The sequence below is a fragment of the Flavobacterium sp. KH_001 genome (assembly GCF_057840745.1).
Genome location: NZ_CM174520.1, coordinates 3,520,402 through 3,538,455, shown reverse-complemented (window position 1 = coordinate 3,538,455; position 18,054 = coordinate 3,520,402). Strand labels below are relative to the sequence as shown.

Here is an 18,054-nt window from a genome sequence, read left to right as displayed (position 1 = left end):
TCATTTTTTGTTTTTTATATTTTTCCTTGTCCTGAATCTTTTTGCTCAGGACAAAGGAAAACTTATGCCTTTTAAAAAAATCATAACTGACATTGAACAGCAACATCAGGTTAGTTTTAATTATACTGAGGATAATATTAACGGTCTGGAATTAACTCCTCCAAAAAAATCACTTTCCTTAGACCAAAAACTACAATATCTCGCAAAAAACAGCCATTTATCTTTTGAAAATATTGGCAACAAATTCATTAATATTTATAAAAAAGATACTAAACCACAGCTAATTTGCGGGTATATTTTTTCTAGTATTGATAAAAAACCCATTGAAGGTGCAAACATTAGTTTAATTGACAAAACTCAGATTACAAGTGATTCAAAAGGTTATTTTGAATTAAAAAAAGAAGAGGAAGGTATCCTTTTAATTAGTCATGTCGGATTTATAACTAAAAGAATTGCAGTCAATAAAGCTGACTACGAAAACTGCCTTCAAATTGAATTAGAATCTGAAATTACTAAACTTGCCGAAATTAAAACCTCTGCGATTCTGGCTTCAGGAATTTCAAAAAACAAAGATGGATCATTTGAAATTAAACCGAAGAAATTTGGTATTCTGCCAGGACTTATAGAACCAGATGCTTTACAGACAATGCAGCAAATACCAGGTGTAAACAGCATCGACGAAAGTGTATCTAGCATTAATGTACGCGGCGGTACACATGATCAGAATTTATTTTTGTGGAACGGAATACGAATGTTTCAAACAGGACATTTCTTTGGATTAATATCAGTATTTAACCCTAATTTGGCACATACCATTTCCATTTATAAAAATGGAAGTTCTGCCTTTTTTGGAGAAAGTGTTTCGAGTGTCGTGGCGATTTCTTCGACTCCCGAATCAGCAGAGAAAAATTCTTTTAGTGCAGGAATAAATATGATTAATGCTGATATTTATGGAAAGTACAATCTTTCAAAAAAGAGTTATATCGAAATTTCAGCACGCAAATCGATTACTGATTTTATAGAAACCCCCACGTATAAAGAGTATTTCAATAAAGTATTTCAAAACACCACAATAACTGATTTTTCAAAAAATCAAAATGTCAATTATCATAGTGATAAAAAATTTGGTTTCTATGATGCAACACTCAAGTATGCCCAAAAAATTGGAAGCAAAGACCAGCTAATCCTGGATTTAATTACCATTAAAGATAATCTGAAGGTTTTTCAAAGTGCTACTGTATATGACATAAACAGATCAGAAAACAATGTTTTACGCCAACAAAATTATGGTGGAAACCTGTCGTGGAAAAGAAACTGGAACAGCTTCAATACCACTAAAATTAATATCTACAACTCTTCCTATGAACTTTTGGCCAACCAAAAAACCAGTATTGGAGATCAAATAGTAATTCAGGAAAATACGGTTAATAACAACGGAATAAATCTGGAAAACAATCATACGATTAACTCTAAATTTAGTTTTAACGATGGCTATCAATATAATGAAATGGGAGTTACTAATTTAGAGCAGGTAACTAATCCAGATTTCTATCGTAAAGTTAAAGACGTACTAAGAATTCACGCAATAGTTTTAGAAGGAAAATACAATGACACACTTTCCAGACTATATTTTAAGGCAGGAACCCGAATTAACTATATTGAAAAGTTTAGAAAGTATATTGTAGAACCACGAGTTCAGCTTAGTTATGGTATCAATAAAAATTTAAATATAGAATTACTCGGCGAGCTAAAAAGTCAAAATCTACAACAAATCATTGATTTGCAGAAAGACTATTTTGGTATCGAAAAAAGACGCTGGATTATCTCTGATAACACGACAATTCCTATTCAGAAAAGTAAACAGCTTTCTTTAAATTTATTCTATAAAAAGAATAACTGGCTGCTTGATATCGAGAATTTTTATAAAAAAGTAAATGGTATTACCACTTCAAGCCAGGGTTTTCAGAATCAATTAGAGTTTGTTAGAATGTCTGGTGATTATGAAGTTTGGGGCACAGAGATGTTAATTCAGAAAAAAATGAATCATTTTCTAACCTGGCTAAGTTATACTTACAACCATAATACCTATCATTTTGCTAACTATGAATATCCAAGTTTCCCCAACAATTTTGAATTAATGCATACCGTATCCTGGGCAGGAATTTACGAGAAAAACAATTTTAAAATTGCTTTGGGAACAAAATGGTCTTCCGGAAGGCCAAAAACTTCTCCTGACCTTTCTCAAATTGATCCTTCAGCTCCCGTATTGGTTTACAATAGACCCAACAATACCAATCTGCATATTTTTTCGCAGGTTAATATTTCCTCTACTTACAAATGGGAAACAGCAAATGGAATTCAGTACAAATTAGGAATCTCCATTTTAAATATCCTAAATCGAAAAAATGAAATTAGCGAATATTATAGAATAAGTACTTTAACAAATTCTATAGAAGAAGTTGAAACATTCGCACTGCAAAGAACTCCTAATCTGAGTTTTAGGGTTTCTCTGTAAACCATTTTCTACAAGATTTATAAAAGATACTTGTCCCTTTTTTATTTTTTTTATAAAAACATCAATTCTTTGGTAGGGTAATCTACATCAAGGCTGTTTTACTATTGAATCCTATCAAAAGAAAAAACATGACTTCTTTAAAAAAATTAATACTAACCGATCATCGCGATCTTTTTAATGACAGTTCGTAACCTAATCAATTAAATCATCGAACGAAATGCCATTAAAAGAAGGCACAAATACTCGATATATAAGTATAATGATAACAATACTTTACAGAATCAGTCAAAGTATAATTTTTCCTTTCAATAGTAACTTAATTACAAAAACCATGAAATTACAACAACTTAAATTAGCTTTAATTGCCCTTGTAGTAACTACTTTCTTTCTTAGCTGTAGCAGCGATAACGGTAGTGATGATACTACTCCTACACCGCCAGAAGTAAAAACAGAAGTTAAACTTTCTACAAGCGCAACATTAGGATCTTATCTGACAGACAAAAGTGGAAGATCTTTGTATTTCTTCTCAACAGATGCAAAAGGACAATCCTCTTGTACAGGAGGATGCGAGGCATTATGGCCTCCTTTTTATGTAGATAATTTAACGGCTGATAAGCTAGGTGCCGGTTTAACATTTTCAGATTTTGGAACTATTACTACAGCGTCTTCTAAAAAACAGTTAACCTATAAAGGATGGCCTTTGTACTACTATGCGCCGGTTTCTGGAAGTGACCCATATGGTAATGCTGGTACTAATAAAATAGAAGATCCAGGCCAAACGACCGGAGATGGAGTTGGTGGTATTTGGTTTATTGCGAAACCAGATTATTCTATTATGATCGTAAGAAGCCAGCTAGTAGGCCATGATGGTAAAAATTACAAATCAGATTACACTGTTGGAGATGGCTTAACTACCTATTTTACAGATGCAAAAGGTTTGACATTATATACTTTCGTAAATGACAATTACAAAGTAAACAATTTTACAGCAGCAGATTTTTCAAACAATGCTATTTGGCCAATATATGAAACAGATAAAATTGTTGTTCCTTCTATTCTTGACAAATCTAAATTTAGTGTTATTACAGTATTTGGCAAATCTCAATTAGTCTACAATGGCTGGCCTTTATATTATTTTGGGCAAGATGCAAAAATAAGGGGCGCAAATAAAGGAATTAGTTTCCCTAGCCCGGGAGTTTGGCCTGTACCGGTAAAAGACATACCTCTTGCGATATAAACTGCTAACCATTAGTAGAAATTCATGTAATCCCTTTTAAATCTATTTCAAATTAGTTCAATTTCTATTGGACTAATTTGAAATAATAAAAGGAAGAAAAACTGCCCTACTGTAGTATAATTTAAAATCCTAAAATTAACATGACTAAAACGAGAATAAAGATTCTGATATTCTTATTAGTGATAAGTTTTGGCCCTTACTATATCTATCAAAATGTTTTATATAAAGATGCCAGAGACATCAATAATGAAAAATCAGTACTTACCATTAGTGCCCAAAATCTAGAAAAAGAATATGCTGCAAATCCATCTCAGGCCGACGCTAAATACTTAAATAAAACAATTGAAGTTCAAGGAATCGTTTCAGAAGTTACGGATTCTACTATGGTTGTAGACAAAAAAGTTTTTTGCAAGATGAACGGAGAAGTAAAAAAGACTTTGATAAACAAACAAATCAATATAAAAGGAAGATGTATTGGTTATGATGATTTGTTCGAACTAGTAAAATTTGATCAATGCAGTATTCAACAACAGTAAATATGAAAAAAAAAATATTCCTAATAGCCAGCTTTCTAATCAGTTTTTACAGTAACGCTCAAGATGATCTTCTTTCTGACCTTGATTCCACTCAGGTCGTTGACAAAAGTGTCACAGCTACCTTTAAAGCCTTGCAGATTATAACCTTACAATCTACAAAACTAGCTGCCAAGAAAGAATTCTATATGGTAATATCGCATCGATTTGGGTCTGTAAAAGGAGGTATTTCGGAGTTTTTTGGTTTTGATGACGCCACGACAAAAATTGGCGGAATCTATGGTGTAACCGATTGGCTTTCCGTTAGTGCATCGCATCATACTTTGCTAAAAATGAATGAAGCATCAGCCAAATTTAGACTAGTAAGACAAACTGAAACCTTCCCATTTGATATTGTTGGTTACAGTACTATCGATTTTAATAGCGGATTAAAAGAAGAAGATTATCCCAAAATTGAATTCTCTGACCGTTTGAGTTATATCAATCAGCTTCTGATTTCAAGAAAATTCTCTGATAGAATATCACTGGAATTGGTTCCTTCCTTCATCCATAAAAACTTATACAATACTGACATAGAAAACGATAACCAATTCACTTTAGGAGCTGGTGGGCGATTAAAATTAACTAAAAGACTTTCTCTTAATTTAGAATACGGTCAAAATTTTAACAAACCAGACTTTTACAACAACCCCTTATCTGTAGGACTTGACATAGAAACCGGAGGTCACGTTTTTCAATTGCTTTTTACAAACTCGCAATCAATGACTGAAAGTGGTTACTTAACAACTGCTTCCGGCGATTGGGGAAAAGGCGATTTTTTCTTTGGGTTTAATTTATATAGAGTTTTTTAAAAGTATAAAATATGAAAAAATATATTTATTTATCTGGCATAATACTGTCCCTATACAGTTGTGAATCTACTACTTATGAAAGCCTGCAAGAACCAGCTGTTATTGTTGATAAAGTTACTTACACAGCAAATGTCAAATCTATTATTGATCAAAATTGCATTGGCTGCCACGCTTCAGGTTCAGGAATCAGACCTTTAGAAACTTATGATCAGGTTAAAGACGGTATACTTAATAGTGACTTATTAGATAGAATTCAGCGACAAAACGGAATGTCCGGACAGATGCCAAAAGCAGGAAGAATGCCACAGGATAAAATAAACACCATCCTGAAATGGAATACAGATGGATTATTGGAAAATTAAATCAACAGTAAAAATGAAAAAACTAATTGTGCTCCTACTTTTGTTTGTTGGAATAGTAAATGTTTCGGCTCAAAAATATATGACAAAAACCGGAAGCTTAAAATTTGAAGCTTCAGTTGAATCTTTCGAAGAGATTGCGGCAGAAAACAAAAATACATCTGCCATTTTAGACGCAACAACGGGAGAAATTGCTGTTCTGACTCTCGTAAAAGGATTTCGATTTAAAATTGCCTTAATGGAAGAACACTTTAATGAAAATTATATCGAATCGGACAAATTTCCTAAAGCAACATTTAAAGGAAAAGTAGAAGATTTTGATGCAGCAAAACTTTCATCAGCCTCTGGTATATTTAAAATTTCCGGAGATTTAACCCTGCACGGGAAAACAAAAAAAGTAACAACAAATGCTAAAATTTCAAAATCCGGTGATAAGATTACTGTAACAGGAAATTTTGACGTAAAACCAGAAGACTTTGACATTGAAATCCCTAAGTTGGTTAGCAAAAAAGTGGCTGACAAAGTAAAGATTACTTTCAATTTACTGCTAACAAAATAGAAGACATATCAAAAAATGAAATCTATTCTCTTTTTTGTTTTCAAGGTAGTGTTGTTAAAGTTGACTAAAAATCAATATATTTGCCTCTCATAAAAAGAAAATGAAAAACAATAGTAACATCTCTATTATTATTAGTGTAGCCATTATTAAATGTCTACAGCGAGGTATTATATAAATATATTTGAAGATATAATTTAAAAAGACCTCCCTTAATCAGGAGGTCTTTTTGATTTTAAACCATTATGAAAAACGTAACAACAAATAGTATTATCGCAATTATTATTATTCGTCTCACATGACGAGTCAGGATTCTATTGCATAATAAAAACCTTTCTCTGTCAAAACGAGAAAGGTTTTTTTTTTGAAAAAAATTAAACCTAACAATTAATTAATACTCACAAGAAATAGCCATGAAAAATCCATACACTTTTACAATTTATGCCGAAGATCAAATACAATTGTTTCAAAAAATCACTTTAATCTTTTCAAGAAAAAAAATTAAAATAGAAAGCTTCAACTTTTCTTCTTGTGAAGTTGATCACATATCCCGCTATACAATTGTAGTAACAGAAACTTCCGAAGTAGTTCGAAACTTAGTACCTCAAATCGAAAAAATCATTGAAGTGTATAAATGTTATTGCAATACTAATGAAGAAATTATCTGGAAACAGATTACTCTTTTTAAAGTGCCAACAGCCACTATATATGAGGATAGTCTAATTCATTTCCTAAAAAAATATGATATCACAGCAGTTTCCATCGAAAGGGATTATACTGTTTTTCAGGCCACCGGAAAAGAAAACGAAATCAATGAATTAGTTATCAAATTGTCTAATTTTAGTCTTATTGAGTTTGTAAAAAGTCCCAGAATTGCGCTGATAAAAAACAGTGAAGGTTTTGCAAAGGAATTGTCAGATATGGAAATGCAGAGAGAGGATTTTTTTGTATAACGCCTTGAAAAAACTTAAAATCTGTTATTTTTCTACTATTTTCTGCTGTCAAAATTCCTCAGAAAGTTTAAATTGTTATATTTACTTTTTTAGCTGACAGAAAACGGTGTGATTATTCAATTTTTATGCTGTTGAGTCAATTAATTTTTAGAAGTCAAAATGGAAAAACATATAGAAACGGTAACATCGTTACCTCTGGAAAATACTCCAACTACATACCCTCAAATAAAAAAAGCCGATTTATTACCCCATCCGGAATCTCGCTTAGATTCTATGGAAATGAAGGAAACACCGCTTAGCGATTCCACTATTCCTTACAGAGATTTAACGAGCGTTGCCAGTAAAAAAGAAAGTATTTCCCGACTTATTTCGAAACTTGATGTAGAAAATAGCATTAGATATCAGCGAACTGTAGAAGATACCTATTGCAATGTCTATTCTTACGATTATTGTTATTTCTCCAAAGTATATCTTCCTACAGTTTGGTGGACAGAGGAATCTCTTGAAAAAATAGTACAAGGACAAGAAATCGAAGCTATTTTCGAGCAAACCGTAGACAGAATTTATTCCAGTGCTATAACCGATTGGTTTTCTGAATGGGGACCTAATTTTGGCTGGCAGAAAATGTATACTGCAGATGAAATTCAAAAGAAAGTAAATGAAAATGGCGGTATTGGAATAATTTGCGCCAAAAGAAGAGAAAAAGGACTTTCAGGACATATTGTTCCAGTCGTGCCGGAGACAGAAGTGCATAAAGCCTATCGTGAGAATGGTGTTGTCATTTATCCATTACAATCACAGGCTGGAAAACTAAATTATAATTATTTTTCGGAAGTAAGAAAAGACTGGTGGAATGATGAATTATATTCCTCTTTTGTGTTTTACTATCATGAATAAATTAAGCCTACAAACCTCCTACTCAAACATTCAAAAAAATAATTGATTTTCAGCGTGTTAACCACTTGGAAATAACATAATAAAAAACTACTTTTGCAACTTGGAAAAAACAGGAATAGCTAAAAAGTACAATTAGGCTATTCATCTGCTTAAATTATTGATATAAAAGTAATTAATGATCATTACGGTTTTATAAGCCCCTTTATAAAATCTTACTTTTTTATCGGTTATTCAGTTGATACAAGTGCAAAATTCCTAAAACTAACATACATTTCTAAAATTCTAAAAGTCGAGTAAAACTTTTTTAGTGGAAGCAACAATTTATGCAATCCGTTAAAGATTTTTTGTCGCCGGTTTTGATCAAAATAGATTTGTATTTCTAAATAAAAACAACTTTAAAAGTATTATCAACTATAAAAAGAAAATTAGTATAAATGAAAGACAATCAGACAAAAAAATATTATTGGGGAATTGGATTAGAAAACGAAACCTATATGCAATTTGAAGAATCCTTAATAGTTTCTGGTGAGTTTATACAAGAAAAAATTGGTTTTGAGAAATACAGTATCGACTATAGAAAATGCTACAAACCGGAAAGTTTAGCTCCTGTTTTGAAAAAAGCTTTTTGCGTAAATGAAAACTATAAAGTAAGTAGAATGATGAACAGTCATTCACTTGAAAAACTGGATATCAACTATCAGCATAAAACATTATCACCAGTAAAACCATTAATGGATACCGCAACTGGTGAAGTAAGCGCACAGCCTATTGAAAATCCTGAATATCTTGGAAAATCGATCATGGAACTTTTCCTTGAAGATCAGCCATATAATATTCAAAGTATGATTACCCAAAGAAACAAAACAATGGGGTCTGTACATTTTGATGGCGATTCTATCGAATTTGTAACCAAATATTTTGAAAACAGAACAATTGCTGAGTCCTGCAAAGAACTAAAAGCAACAAAAAAGTTATTCTTAGATAAAATCAATGAATCCTCTGTTTTAAACGGAAAATTAAACTTTCCGGATTACAACAACGGACTTAATATGTTCATGACCAATCAGGAAAACCTGGTTTTGTTTAATAACGGAACGTATCATTTTCATATTACATTACCTTCATTGACCGAAGACAGCCGAATTGTTGATTACAATGAGTTTGAAAAAACACACGCCAATGCGATTTATTTATTGCAATGGTTTGAGCCTTTTTTCATAGCGACTCTTGGAAGTCCTGATATTATGGGCGTGATAAGTGACAAATACAGTCTGGATAAAAAGTTTACTTTGGGTTCTATGCGAAATGCAATGTCTCGTTACATAGGCGTTGGAACCTATAACAAAGCAATGCCAAAAGGTAAAATTTTAACCTACAACGTAGACAATTTTAGAAAACTACTGAAATTCGAAAAAGAAGAAAACATCTGGTGGCGCGATCAGATTGAAACTGAAATGGAATATGAAATGCTTTCAGAAGTGGGGCTTGATTTTAATCAGGAAAAAATGTACCAAAGCGGTTTCGAATTCAGAAGTTTTGATGAGTTTCCGGCAGAATATTTAAATGATGTACTTTTCTCAATTATTTTAATTTGTGAGCATTCTTTAAACCTTCCTGATGTTCAGTGGGGTCATGACAGTAAAGCGTGGAATAATCTTGTTTTCAAAACCTTGAAAATGGGTTATGCAACTGAAATTAATGAAGAAGAAAAGAACGAAGTTTTAACTTTACTTCAGCTATTAAATCCTTTAGATGAAAATTATAATACTTTAAAATCTGAATTTGAAACAATCACATTGTTAGACGAATTTTTCTTTAAAATTCTGGCTGTTTTACATGATAAATACAAAGACAACAATGTTTGTCTGGATGCAATGTACGGACAAAAAACAAGTTCTCCGCCAAAATGGAATAACTTCAATAAATACCAAACAGAACGCCATTTACAGCAAATTGGAAATTTCTCTGATAATTAATTTATAGAGTAAAAATAGTGAAATCCACATCAAATTATGATGTGGATTTTTTTTAATATATAGCTAAAGGACTTCAAAAGACAAACATATAAACCTTAATATCAGGTATATCTACTTATAATGCATTAGTAAAAGATCGCTAATTTTATAGCTCTTTTAAACTAATATCTAGACATTATGCAATTAACCTTCCTTGAAAAACTCTGGAAACGTGCACTGTACCCTTCCGAATTTCCAGCTTCGGATAATACACAAACCTGGAACGATGAGATTAAATCCCTGTATCATCTGGGGATTAGCATGGAAGATACTTTGCAGTTTTTATACTTTGAAAATCCTGATTTTGATACTTTCAAAAACTGGATCAATAATCGGACAAAAAACGAAAATACAGCAGCTGAAAATTTCATTAAAAACGTTCTCTCAGAAGAAGATCTTCAATTTTGGGATAAAAACGGTTATGTCATTGTAAAAAATGCTATTTCAAAAAAAGATTGCGAAGCGACACAACAAGCCATATGGGATTTTCTGGAAATGGATCCCCGCAAAAAAGAGACCTGGTATAAAAGACATCAAGATCAAAAAGGTTTAATGCTTAATTTTTCGGATCATGAAAGCTTAAATAAAAACAGATTTTCTACGAGGATAAAAAAAACATACGAGCAACTTTATAATACAGATAAAATTTATAAAACCATTGACAAAGTAAGTTTTAATCCGCCTGAGACTGAAAATTTTATTTTTATGGGAAGTCCGCTTCATTGGGACACTAGTTTAAAACAGCCCATTCCATTTGGTCTTCAAGGCTTACTTTATCTGACTGATTGTGGCGTTAATGATGGTGCTTTTCACTGTGTTCCGGGATTTCACAATAAAATAAAGCATTGGCTCGATGCCCTTAAACCAAACGAAAACCCAAGAGAAAAAGCCATTAAAACATTAGAAGCTAAACCTATAATTGGTAATGCAGGTGATTTTATAATATGGAATAATGCGCTGCCACATTGCGCAACAGCAAACAAAGGTGAAAACCCAAGAATGGTTCAATACCTGACCTATTTACCAGATGATTATAATGCTGCAGAAGAGTGGCTTTAAATCATAAAAAAAAGCCCATTCCTTTCGGTTTGGGCCTTGTCTTGTCTTACAACTTGATGTATTTTTTATGTTTAGTTTCCTAAAACAGCTTTTAATGAAATGTATTTATCTAAGCTTTTAAAATCATGCCCCTTTCCTTTCATCGATTTAACAAAAGAAGGCGTTGCACCAACTGCTTTTGCTCCCACTACATCTTCAAGATTCAGATTGTTAAAACCAAGATCTTTGTATTGCAGTATTAATTCAGGAGTTACATTCAGTGACTTCAAAGCAAATAAATCATCTGTTGTAATGTTTTTATAACCTGCTTTTTCAAAACTATTTATATATTCCGGTGTTACATTTAATGATTTCAAAGCCATTAAATCATCATTTGAAAGATCTTTATAGCCTATTTTTTTATAGGAATCAATAAAGGCCTGATCAATGCCCAATGATTTAAATGCAATAACGTCGTCCTCTTTATCTTCTTCGTCATCTGCCTCTTTGTTATTCTTTTTCGAATTTGTAGAGCTTTTGAAATCCTTAATATATTTTGCATCAATTCCCTGAGATTTTAATGCAATAATGTTACCAGCACTTAGATCTTTGTAACCTGATTTACGAATTTCTTCAATATAAGCCTTGTCTATTCCTAATGATTTAAAAGGAACCAAATCGTCTAAATCAATATCCGGAATTGCTTGTTTAATTGAAGTAATATACCCTTCGTTTACCTCTAATGCCGCAAGAGGAATCACTTCATCCTTATCCAGATTGTTGTACCCGTTTTTCTTAAGCATTTGTACATAAGACTTTCTGATATTGATCATAAAGAAAACCATAAAATCTTCATCGTCTTCAAGATCAATTCCTTCTTTGCTCATTGCTGTACGATAATCTTTGTTTGCTGTAAATTTATAGGTTCCCATTCCATTATTACCTTCAAATTTACCAGTAAAAGTCATTATTCCAGCTTCACGAGTTAATGTAAAAGTACCTTGTTTGTCTTTCGGAAGATCTTTAAACTCATTCAGTTGAAAAGTACTGTTAGAATTGTTATTCTCATCGCTTTTAAATTGAACACTTACGGTATTACCTTTGATTGTAGCAAACCAACTTCCTTCGGTTTCCATTCCGCCCTGATTGTTTGACTGTTTTTCTTGTTTCTCTTTAGAGGCTAGATTTTGACTTTGCGCTGCCGGTTGATTAAAAAGGCAGGCAAACAGCACCATAATTGGCACCAGGAAAAAATATTTCCAGGTGGTGTGCACGTTTGATTTTTTTGAGTTCATCATGATGATTCGTTTTTTTAATAATGATTGATTATAGTTAGTTGTAAGACTCAAAGGAAATTGGGGTGCCGCTACTTTTAGCAGACTAAACTGGTAACTTTCTTTTTCAACCACATCTTGCTGCAGCATTTGATCATCTGTCAGGAATTCAAGATTGATTTCTAACGTTTTTCTCCATTGCCATGCGAAAGGATTGAACCATTGAAAAATAAGAACGATCTCAGCTAGCAAAAGATCAATAGTATGTTTTTGCTCAATGTGAATTTTTTCGTGCAGTAAAATCTGATTGTAGGTTTCCCATTCATATTTCTCCGGATTGATAAAAATATTATTAGCAAAAGAACAAGGTGCTTTATCACCTGTTATTTCGACAATACGAAATTTTCCATCCTGAATAACTGATGTTGAATAGGCTCTGTAAAGCAGTATAATGGCCTGCATCAAAAAGTTAAGCGCAAAGACAATCACGCCAAACCAATACAAATAAATCAACACCTGAGTAACTGATTCAACATTGATTCCTTGTTGAGTTTCTTCAATAAGAGTTGGCTGTACAGGCTCTTCTTTTACTGCTGGAGTTATATTGGCATTAACCAAAGTTTTTGCTATTATAACAGGTTTTTCTACTGCAATTTTTCTAAACGATAATTGCTGAGGAATCGGGATTAAAGGCAAAATAAAAGCCAATGCCATACAGGAAAGCAATACAAACCGGTTTAAATGAAAGAACGTTTCTTTTTGCAAAAGCAGTTTGTAAAATACCAAACAGGCAGTAAGAATAAGCGCTGAGTATAAAATATAAGGTATCATATCTTTTCTTTTTTAATAAGGTGCACAATTTCATCTAATTCTGTTTCGGTAAGTTTTTGCTCTTTGGCAAAAAACGCCAGCATTCGCGGATAAGAATTATCAAAATACTGACTAACAATATCCTTCAACGCAAATTGTTGGTATTCTTCTCTACTAATCACAGGAAAAAAACAATGCATATTTCCAGCCGTTTCATGATTCAAAAAACCTTTTTCTTCTAATATCTTCACTATTGTCGCCACACTATTATAATGCGGTTTCGGATCTGGTAACAATGGAATAATATCTCGTATGAAGGCTTTGTTCAAATCCCAAAACACCTGCATGATCTGTTCTTCTCGTTTCGCTAGTTTTATCATGGTTTACAAATTTTGATGCAAGATACTACTAATTAATTAGTAGACAAACTAATTTGTTAGTAATTTAACTAACCCATTAGTAATAAAAGCAGAATTGTAGTTCACAATACACTTCATTGCATTGATTTACAAGAACATAAATAAACCAGAACTCTCTTTTTATTTTAACCGAAATGTCAATCTTGAAAAATTAAACACCTATTATATAAAAGAAGATAACAACAAAAATGCGTATTTTTATGTTTCATTTATTTCTAAAACTCAGTTAAGTCCAGTTCTGATTCCAAATTAATTTAAACCAATAAATTATGAGCGACATTGCACAAAGATTTCCAGAGAATCCCCTTTTGATGCCGAAAGATTTGCAGGCAAGCAGCGAAGAATTACAAATTATCAGTCTTTTAAATCCGGGTGTTTTTGTTTTCGAAGGGAAAACGTGGTTGTTAGTGAGAGTTGCAGAAAGTATTGCACAAAAAGAAGGCGTTATCTTTTTTCCGGTCGTAAATGCTCTCGGGAAAATCGAAATTATTGAAATACCACTTAATGATCCTGACTTGATTGCTACGGATGCCAGAGTAATACAATATAAAGGGCTTGATTATTTAACGACACTCTCCCATCTTCGCCTGTTATGCAGTGATGATGGGGTTCATTTTTATACTCCTGAAGGGTTTAATTCTCTTGTGGGTTCTGGAATATTGGAACAATTTGGTATTGAAGATGCTCGTGTCAGTTATCTTGAAAATACTTTTTATATAACTTATACAGCTGTTTCATCCAACGGTGTCGGTGTTGGATTACGTACCACCAAAGACTGGAAAAACTTTGAAACGAAAGGCATGATATTTCCTCCACATAATAAGGATGTTGCCATTTTTGAAGAAAAAATAAACGGTAAATTTTATGCTTTACACCGACCATCAAGTCCACAGATTGGAGGGAATTATATCTGGCTGGCTGAATCTCCGGACGGAATTCATTGGGGAAATCATCAATTTCTTTTGGGCACACGCATGGGACTTTGGGACAGTGCCCGAGTTGGTGCCGGTGCCGCTCCAATAAAAACTGATAAAGGATGGCTCGAAATTTATCACGGAGCCAATGCGGAACATCAATATTGTCTCGGAGCCTTTTTAATGGATCTTGAAGATCCGTCTAAAGTTATTGCGCGTACAACAGAACCTATCATGAGTCCGCAGGAAAACTATGAGTTGAGTGGCTTTTTTGGTTATGTTGTTTTTACCAATGGTCATGTTGTGGATGGTGATAAAATTACCATATATTACGGAGCTGCTGACGAATTTGTTTGTGGAGCTCACTTTTCAATTGCAGCAATTTTAGCAGCTTTAGAAAACTAAGCTCTTACTGAATAATCTTCAATCATACTACAGAGTGATTCTCACTTTCAAAACTGGCAAAGCGAATTTCTCTCTGTTTTTGCCATTATACTCCTATCCGTTTATTTAAGACAAATGGGATCTCCCCAATCAAAACCTGTTGATGCACCGCATATGCAAACAGGTGAATAGCAAGCAATTAAATAAACATTTTAATCTCATGGTAATTGTACAACCTTATAAAATAATCTTATAAGCGGTTGGTGAATACATAAAGTAAATTTGGGAACCGAATATCAAAAAGAACACAAAGAATTGATATTCCGACGCTAACACATTTAAAACTTCAAAAAAACAAATCAAAACTTACTGTTTATGAAAAATTTACAAGACGAAAAACAGCGTGATTTATTGCAAAATAAATCAGATGGAACTAACAAATTCCTGACCACAGATCAGGGCGTTCGCATTAACGACGACAACAATTCCCTTAAGGCTGGTGAACGCGGACCTTCCCTACTCGAAGATTTTATATTAAGAGAAAAAATCACCCATTTTGATCACGAAAGAATTCCGGAAAGAATCGTACACGCACGCGGATCCGGGGCTCATGGTTATTTTGAAGTGACCAACCCAATTCCTGAATTAACTAAGGCCGGATTTTTAAAAGAAGCTGGATTAAAAACGCCTGTTTTTGTGCGATTTTCGACCGTTGCAGGTTTTAGAGGTTCAACCGATCTTGCCCGTGACGTAAGAGGATTTGCCGTTAAATTTTACACTCAGGAGGGAATTTATGATCTGGTAGGAAATAATGTTCCTGTATTTTTTATTCAGGATGCCTCAAAATTTCCGGATCTGATTCACGCCGTAAAACCGGAGCCACACAATGAAATTCCGCAAGCCGCTTCCGCACACGATACGTTTTGGGACTTTATTTCACTAATGCCGGAATCCATGCACATGATTATGTGGGCGATGTCAGACCGTGCTATTCCGAGAAGTTATCGAATGATGGAAGGTTTTGGAGTTCATACTTTCAGATTAATTAACGAAGCAAACGAATCTGTTTTCGTGAAATTCCACTGGAAACCAAAACTAGGAACACATGCTGTAGTTTGGGATGAAGCCTTAAAAATTTCAGGAAAAAATCCTGATTTTCACAGACAGGATTTGTGGGAAGCTATTGATATGGGGAATTTCCCGGAATGGGAATTAGGTGTTCAGATTATTCCACAGGCAGACGAACATAAATATGAATTTGATTTATTGGATCCAACTAAAATTGTTCCGGAAGAATTGGTTCCTGTAACAATTGTTGGCCGAATGGTATTGAATAAAAACCCGGATAATTTCTTTGCTGAAACAGAACAGGTTGCCTTTCACCCTGGACACGTGGTACCAGGAATTGATTTCACAAATGATCCTTTGCTTCAGGGAAGATTATTCTCTTATACGGATACACAATTATCAAGATTAGGAAGTCCAAATTTTCATGAAATTCCAATTAACAGAAGTGTTTCGCCAATTCACAACAACCAACGTGACGGACATATGCGTCAGGAAATTAATAAAGGCCGTGTAAGTTATCATCCAAATTCGCTTGGCGGAGGATGTCCTTTTCAGGCAAAAATTGAAGAAGGCGGATTTTCAAGTTTTAATGAACGTGTAGACGCGCATAAGGTGCGAGAAAGAAGCGAAAGTTTTGCAGATCATTTTGGTCAGGCAAAATTATTCTTCAATAGTCAGACTCCTACAGAAAAAAGCCATATTGTAAAAGCGTTGCGTTTTGAACTAGGTAAAGTGGAAACAGCTGCGATCAGAGTCAGAATGCTTGGGCTTTTATCTCAGGTAGACATGCAGCTAGCCGAAAAAGTGGCTGAGGGATTAGGTACCTCAGTACCATCAATTCTTGAAACTCCTATAAATAAAGGTGTTTCTCCAGAAAATGAAATGGGAAATCAGGAACCGCGTTCCATTGATTCATCAGTAAAATCGTCTGATGCTCTTTCGATGATCAAAAACCCAACGAATACGCCCACAATAGCTTCCAGAAAAGTAGCTATACTTTGTGCCGATGGCGTTTCTGCCGCTTCAGTAATGAACATAAAGAATATATTATTAAAAGAAGATGCCAAAGGATTTGTAATTGCTAAAAACCTCGGATCTGTTCTTACTGACGAAGGAGGTGCAATTCCGGTTGATTTTAGTTTACTTACGACATCATCAGTACTTTTTGACGCCGTTTATATTCCACATAGTGAAGGCCTAAATGATTTGGCCCAAAATGATGATGTGTTAGAGTTTTTAAATGACGCTTACAAACACTGCAAAGTTATTGGTGCCGATGGCCAGGCAATTGGAGTATTGAGCGAAACACCATTTGCTTCAAAACTTAATAACGATGATTCAGGTATTATTTTATACAGTGATCCAGCCACCGAAACATTTGCACTTGATTTCATAAACGCTATGGCCAGCCATCGTATTTGGGAACGTGAAGAAAATTTATACAACTAACACTAAAATATAATTCATATGAAAAATTCAGATAAACCTACACCGGATAAAGCTGCCGTTAATAAAAACGGTAAACATAATATTGTATCCCCTTCTGCCGATGCCGCTTCGGAGCTAAAAGACTTCTTTATAGACAGTCTAAAAGATATCTATTGGGCAGAAAACGCACTTGTCACCGCTTTGCCTAAAATGGCTTCAAATGCCACATCTCCTGCACTTACGAGTGCCATTTTAGAACATCTTTCCGTAACCGAAAACCAGGTAAAAAGACTAGAAAAAGTTTTTGAACTCCTTGGTGAAAGTGCCGAAGGAAAAAAATGTGAAGCCATGGCTGGATTACTAAAAGAAGGCGACAGCATTTTGCATGAAACGGTTCCGGGGGCCGTGAGAGATGCCGGCATTATTGCGGCCTCACAAAAAATTGAACACTATGAAATTGCGTCCTACGGTACTTTGTGTGCCTTTGCCAAAACACTTGGCGAAAATGACGTCGCAAAATTGTTAACGCAAACGTTGGCTGAAGAAAAAGAAGCCGATTGTGTGCTAAATGATGTTGCATTAAATACAGTAAATAGGGTTGCGGCTGAATAAGCAGCGTACTTAATTACTTATTTTCATTTTTACTAAAAACATCTGCAGTTTATGCAGATGTTTTTTCATAACAATATTTTATCTGAAAACATGGGTGTAGATCCTTTCTTTAAAACAATGACACACTATAATTCAGTTCTTTATAAATAATTCTACGTATATTTATAATAATCCTTTCCGAAAAGGAATAG

At 33.7% G+C, this 18,054-nt stretch carries 16 protein-coding genes; 14 read left to right on the top strand and 2 right to left on the bottom strand.

Annotated features, from left to right (window positions below):
- Positions 1 to 7 precede the first annotated feature (7 nt).
- The 10 genes from AC3ITQ_RS15305 to AC3ITQ_RS15260 all read left to right on the top strand — a co-directional run bounded on the left by AC3ITQ_RS15305 (position 8) and on the right by AC3ITQ_RS15260 (position 10,975).
- Positions 8 to 2,515 carry a carboxypeptidase-like regulatory domain-containing protein gene (locus AC3ITQ_RS15305; protein WP_489235035.1) on the top strand — a complete coding sequence of 836 codons (2,508 nt, stop codon included), beginning with the start codon at positions 8 to 10 and terminating at the stop codon, positions 2,513 to 2,515.
- Positions 2,516 to 2,846: 331 nt separating this feature from the next.
- Positions 2,847 to 3,752 (top strand): COG4315 family predicted lipoprotein, encoded by a 906-nt coding sequence (locus tag AC3ITQ_RS15300; protein WP_489235034.1) that lies wholly within the window; start codon positions 2,847 to 2,849, stop codon positions 3,750 to 3,752.
- Positions 3,753 to 3,892: 140 nt separating this feature from the next.
- Entirely contained in the window at positions 3,893 to 4,288 is a 396-nt protein-coding gene (locus tag AC3ITQ_RS15295; protein ID WP_489235033.1) for an OB-fold protein, read from the top strand.
- A 2-nt stretch (positions 4,289 to 4,290) separates the two neighbouring features.
- On the top strand, positions 4,291 to 5,136 hold the full coding sequence (locus tag AC3ITQ_RS15290) for a DUF5777 family beta-barrel protein (protein ID WP_489235032.1): 846 nt from the start codon (positions 4,291 to 4,293) through the stop codon (positions 5,134 to 5,136).
- Between the two features lie 11 nt (positions 5,137 to 5,147).
- Complete coding sequence (locus AC3ITQ_RS15285) at positions 5,148 to 5,498, top strand: cytochrome c (protein ID WP_489235031.1); 351 nt, start codon at positions 5,148 to 5,150, stop codon at positions 5,496 to 5,498.
- Between the two features lie 13 nt (positions 5,499 to 5,511).
- The gene (locus AC3ITQ_RS15280) at positions 5,512 to 6,054 is read left to right on the top strand and encodes a YceI family protein (RefSeq protein WP_489235030.1); all 543 of its coding nucleotides are present in this window, start codon (positions 5,512 to 5,514) and stop codon (positions 6,052 to 6,054) included.
- 410 nt (positions 6,055 to 6,464) lie between these two features.
- Positions 6,465 to 7,004, top strand: coding sequence for an acetolactate synthase small subunit (gene ilvN, locus AC3ITQ_RS15275; RefSeq protein WP_489235029.1), 540 nt, complete (start codon positions 6,465 to 6,467; stop codon positions 7,002 to 7,004).
- 159 nt (positions 7,005 to 7,163) lie between these two features.
- Complete coding sequence (locus AC3ITQ_RS15270; protein ID WP_489235028.1) at positions 7,164 to 7,901, top strand: hypothetical protein; 738 nt, start codon at positions 7,164 to 7,166, stop codon at positions 7,899 to 7,901.
- 434 nt (positions 7,902 to 8,335) lie between these two features.
- Positions 8,336 to 9,877 (top strand): hypothetical protein, encoded by a 1,542-nt coding sequence (locus AC3ITQ_RS15265; protein WP_489235027.1) that lies wholly within the window; start codon positions 8,336 to 8,338, stop codon positions 9,875 to 9,877.
- A gap of 177 nt (positions 9,878 to 10,054) precedes the next feature.
- On the top strand, positions 10,055 to 10,975 hold the full coding sequence (locus tag AC3ITQ_RS15260; protein ID WP_489235026.1) for a phytanoyl-CoA dioxygenase family protein: 921 nt from the start codon (positions 10,055 to 10,057) through the stop codon (positions 10,973 to 10,975).
- Positions 10,976 to 11,046: 71 nt separating this feature from the next.
- Here AC3ITQ_RS15260 and AC3ITQ_RS15255 read toward each other — a convergent pair whose 3' ends face one another.
- Complete coding sequence (locus AC3ITQ_RS15255; RefSeq protein ID WP_489235025.1) at positions 11,047 to 13,059, bottom strand: M56 family metallopeptidase; 2,013 nt, start codon at positions 13,057 to 13,059, stop codon at positions 11,047 to 11,049.
- Positions 13,056 to 13,418: a BlaI/MecI/CopY family transcriptional regulator gene (locus AC3ITQ_RS15250; protein ID WP_026983956.1), complete on the bottom strand. Its 363-nt coding sequence runs from the start codon at positions 13,416 to 13,418 to the stop codon at positions 13,056 to 13,058. Before AC3ITQ_RS15250 ends, AC3ITQ_RS15255 begins: the two co-directional genes overlap by 4 nt.
- A 308-nt stretch (positions 13,419 to 13,726) precedes the next feature.
- Between AC3ITQ_RS15250 and AC3ITQ_RS15245 the strand changes: the two genes are divergently transcribed.
- From AC3ITQ_RS15245 to AC3ITQ_RS15230, 4 genes are all read left to right on the top strand, one after another.
- A complete protein-coding gene (locus tag AC3ITQ_RS15245) occupies positions 13,727 to 14,776 on the top strand; it encodes a glycoside hydrolase family 130 protein (protein ID WP_489235024.1) in 1,050 nt (349 codons plus the stop codon).
- A 21-nt stretch (positions 14,777 to 14,797) separates the two neighbouring features.
- Positions 14,798 to 14,947 carry a DUF6766 family protein gene (locus tag AC3ITQ_RS15240; RefSeq protein WP_489238943.1) on the top strand — a complete coding sequence of 50 codons (150 nt, stop codon included), beginning with the start codon at positions 14,798 to 14,800 and terminating at the stop codon, positions 14,945 to 14,947.
- 183 nt (positions 14,948 to 15,130) lie between these two features.
- Complete coding sequence (locus tag AC3ITQ_RS15235) at positions 15,131 to 17,272, top strand: catalase (RefSeq protein WP_489235023.1); 2,142 nt, start codon at positions 15,131 to 15,133, stop codon at positions 17,270 to 17,272.
- Positions 17,273 to 17,290: 18 nt separating this feature from the next.
- Positions 17,291 to 17,863 (top strand): YciE/YciF ferroxidase family protein, encoded by a 573-nt coding sequence (locus AC3ITQ_RS15230; RefSeq protein WP_489235022.1) that lies wholly within the window; start codon positions 17,291 to 17,293, stop codon positions 17,861 to 17,863.
- The last annotated feature ends 191 nt before the right edge of the window (positions 17,864 to 18,054 follow it).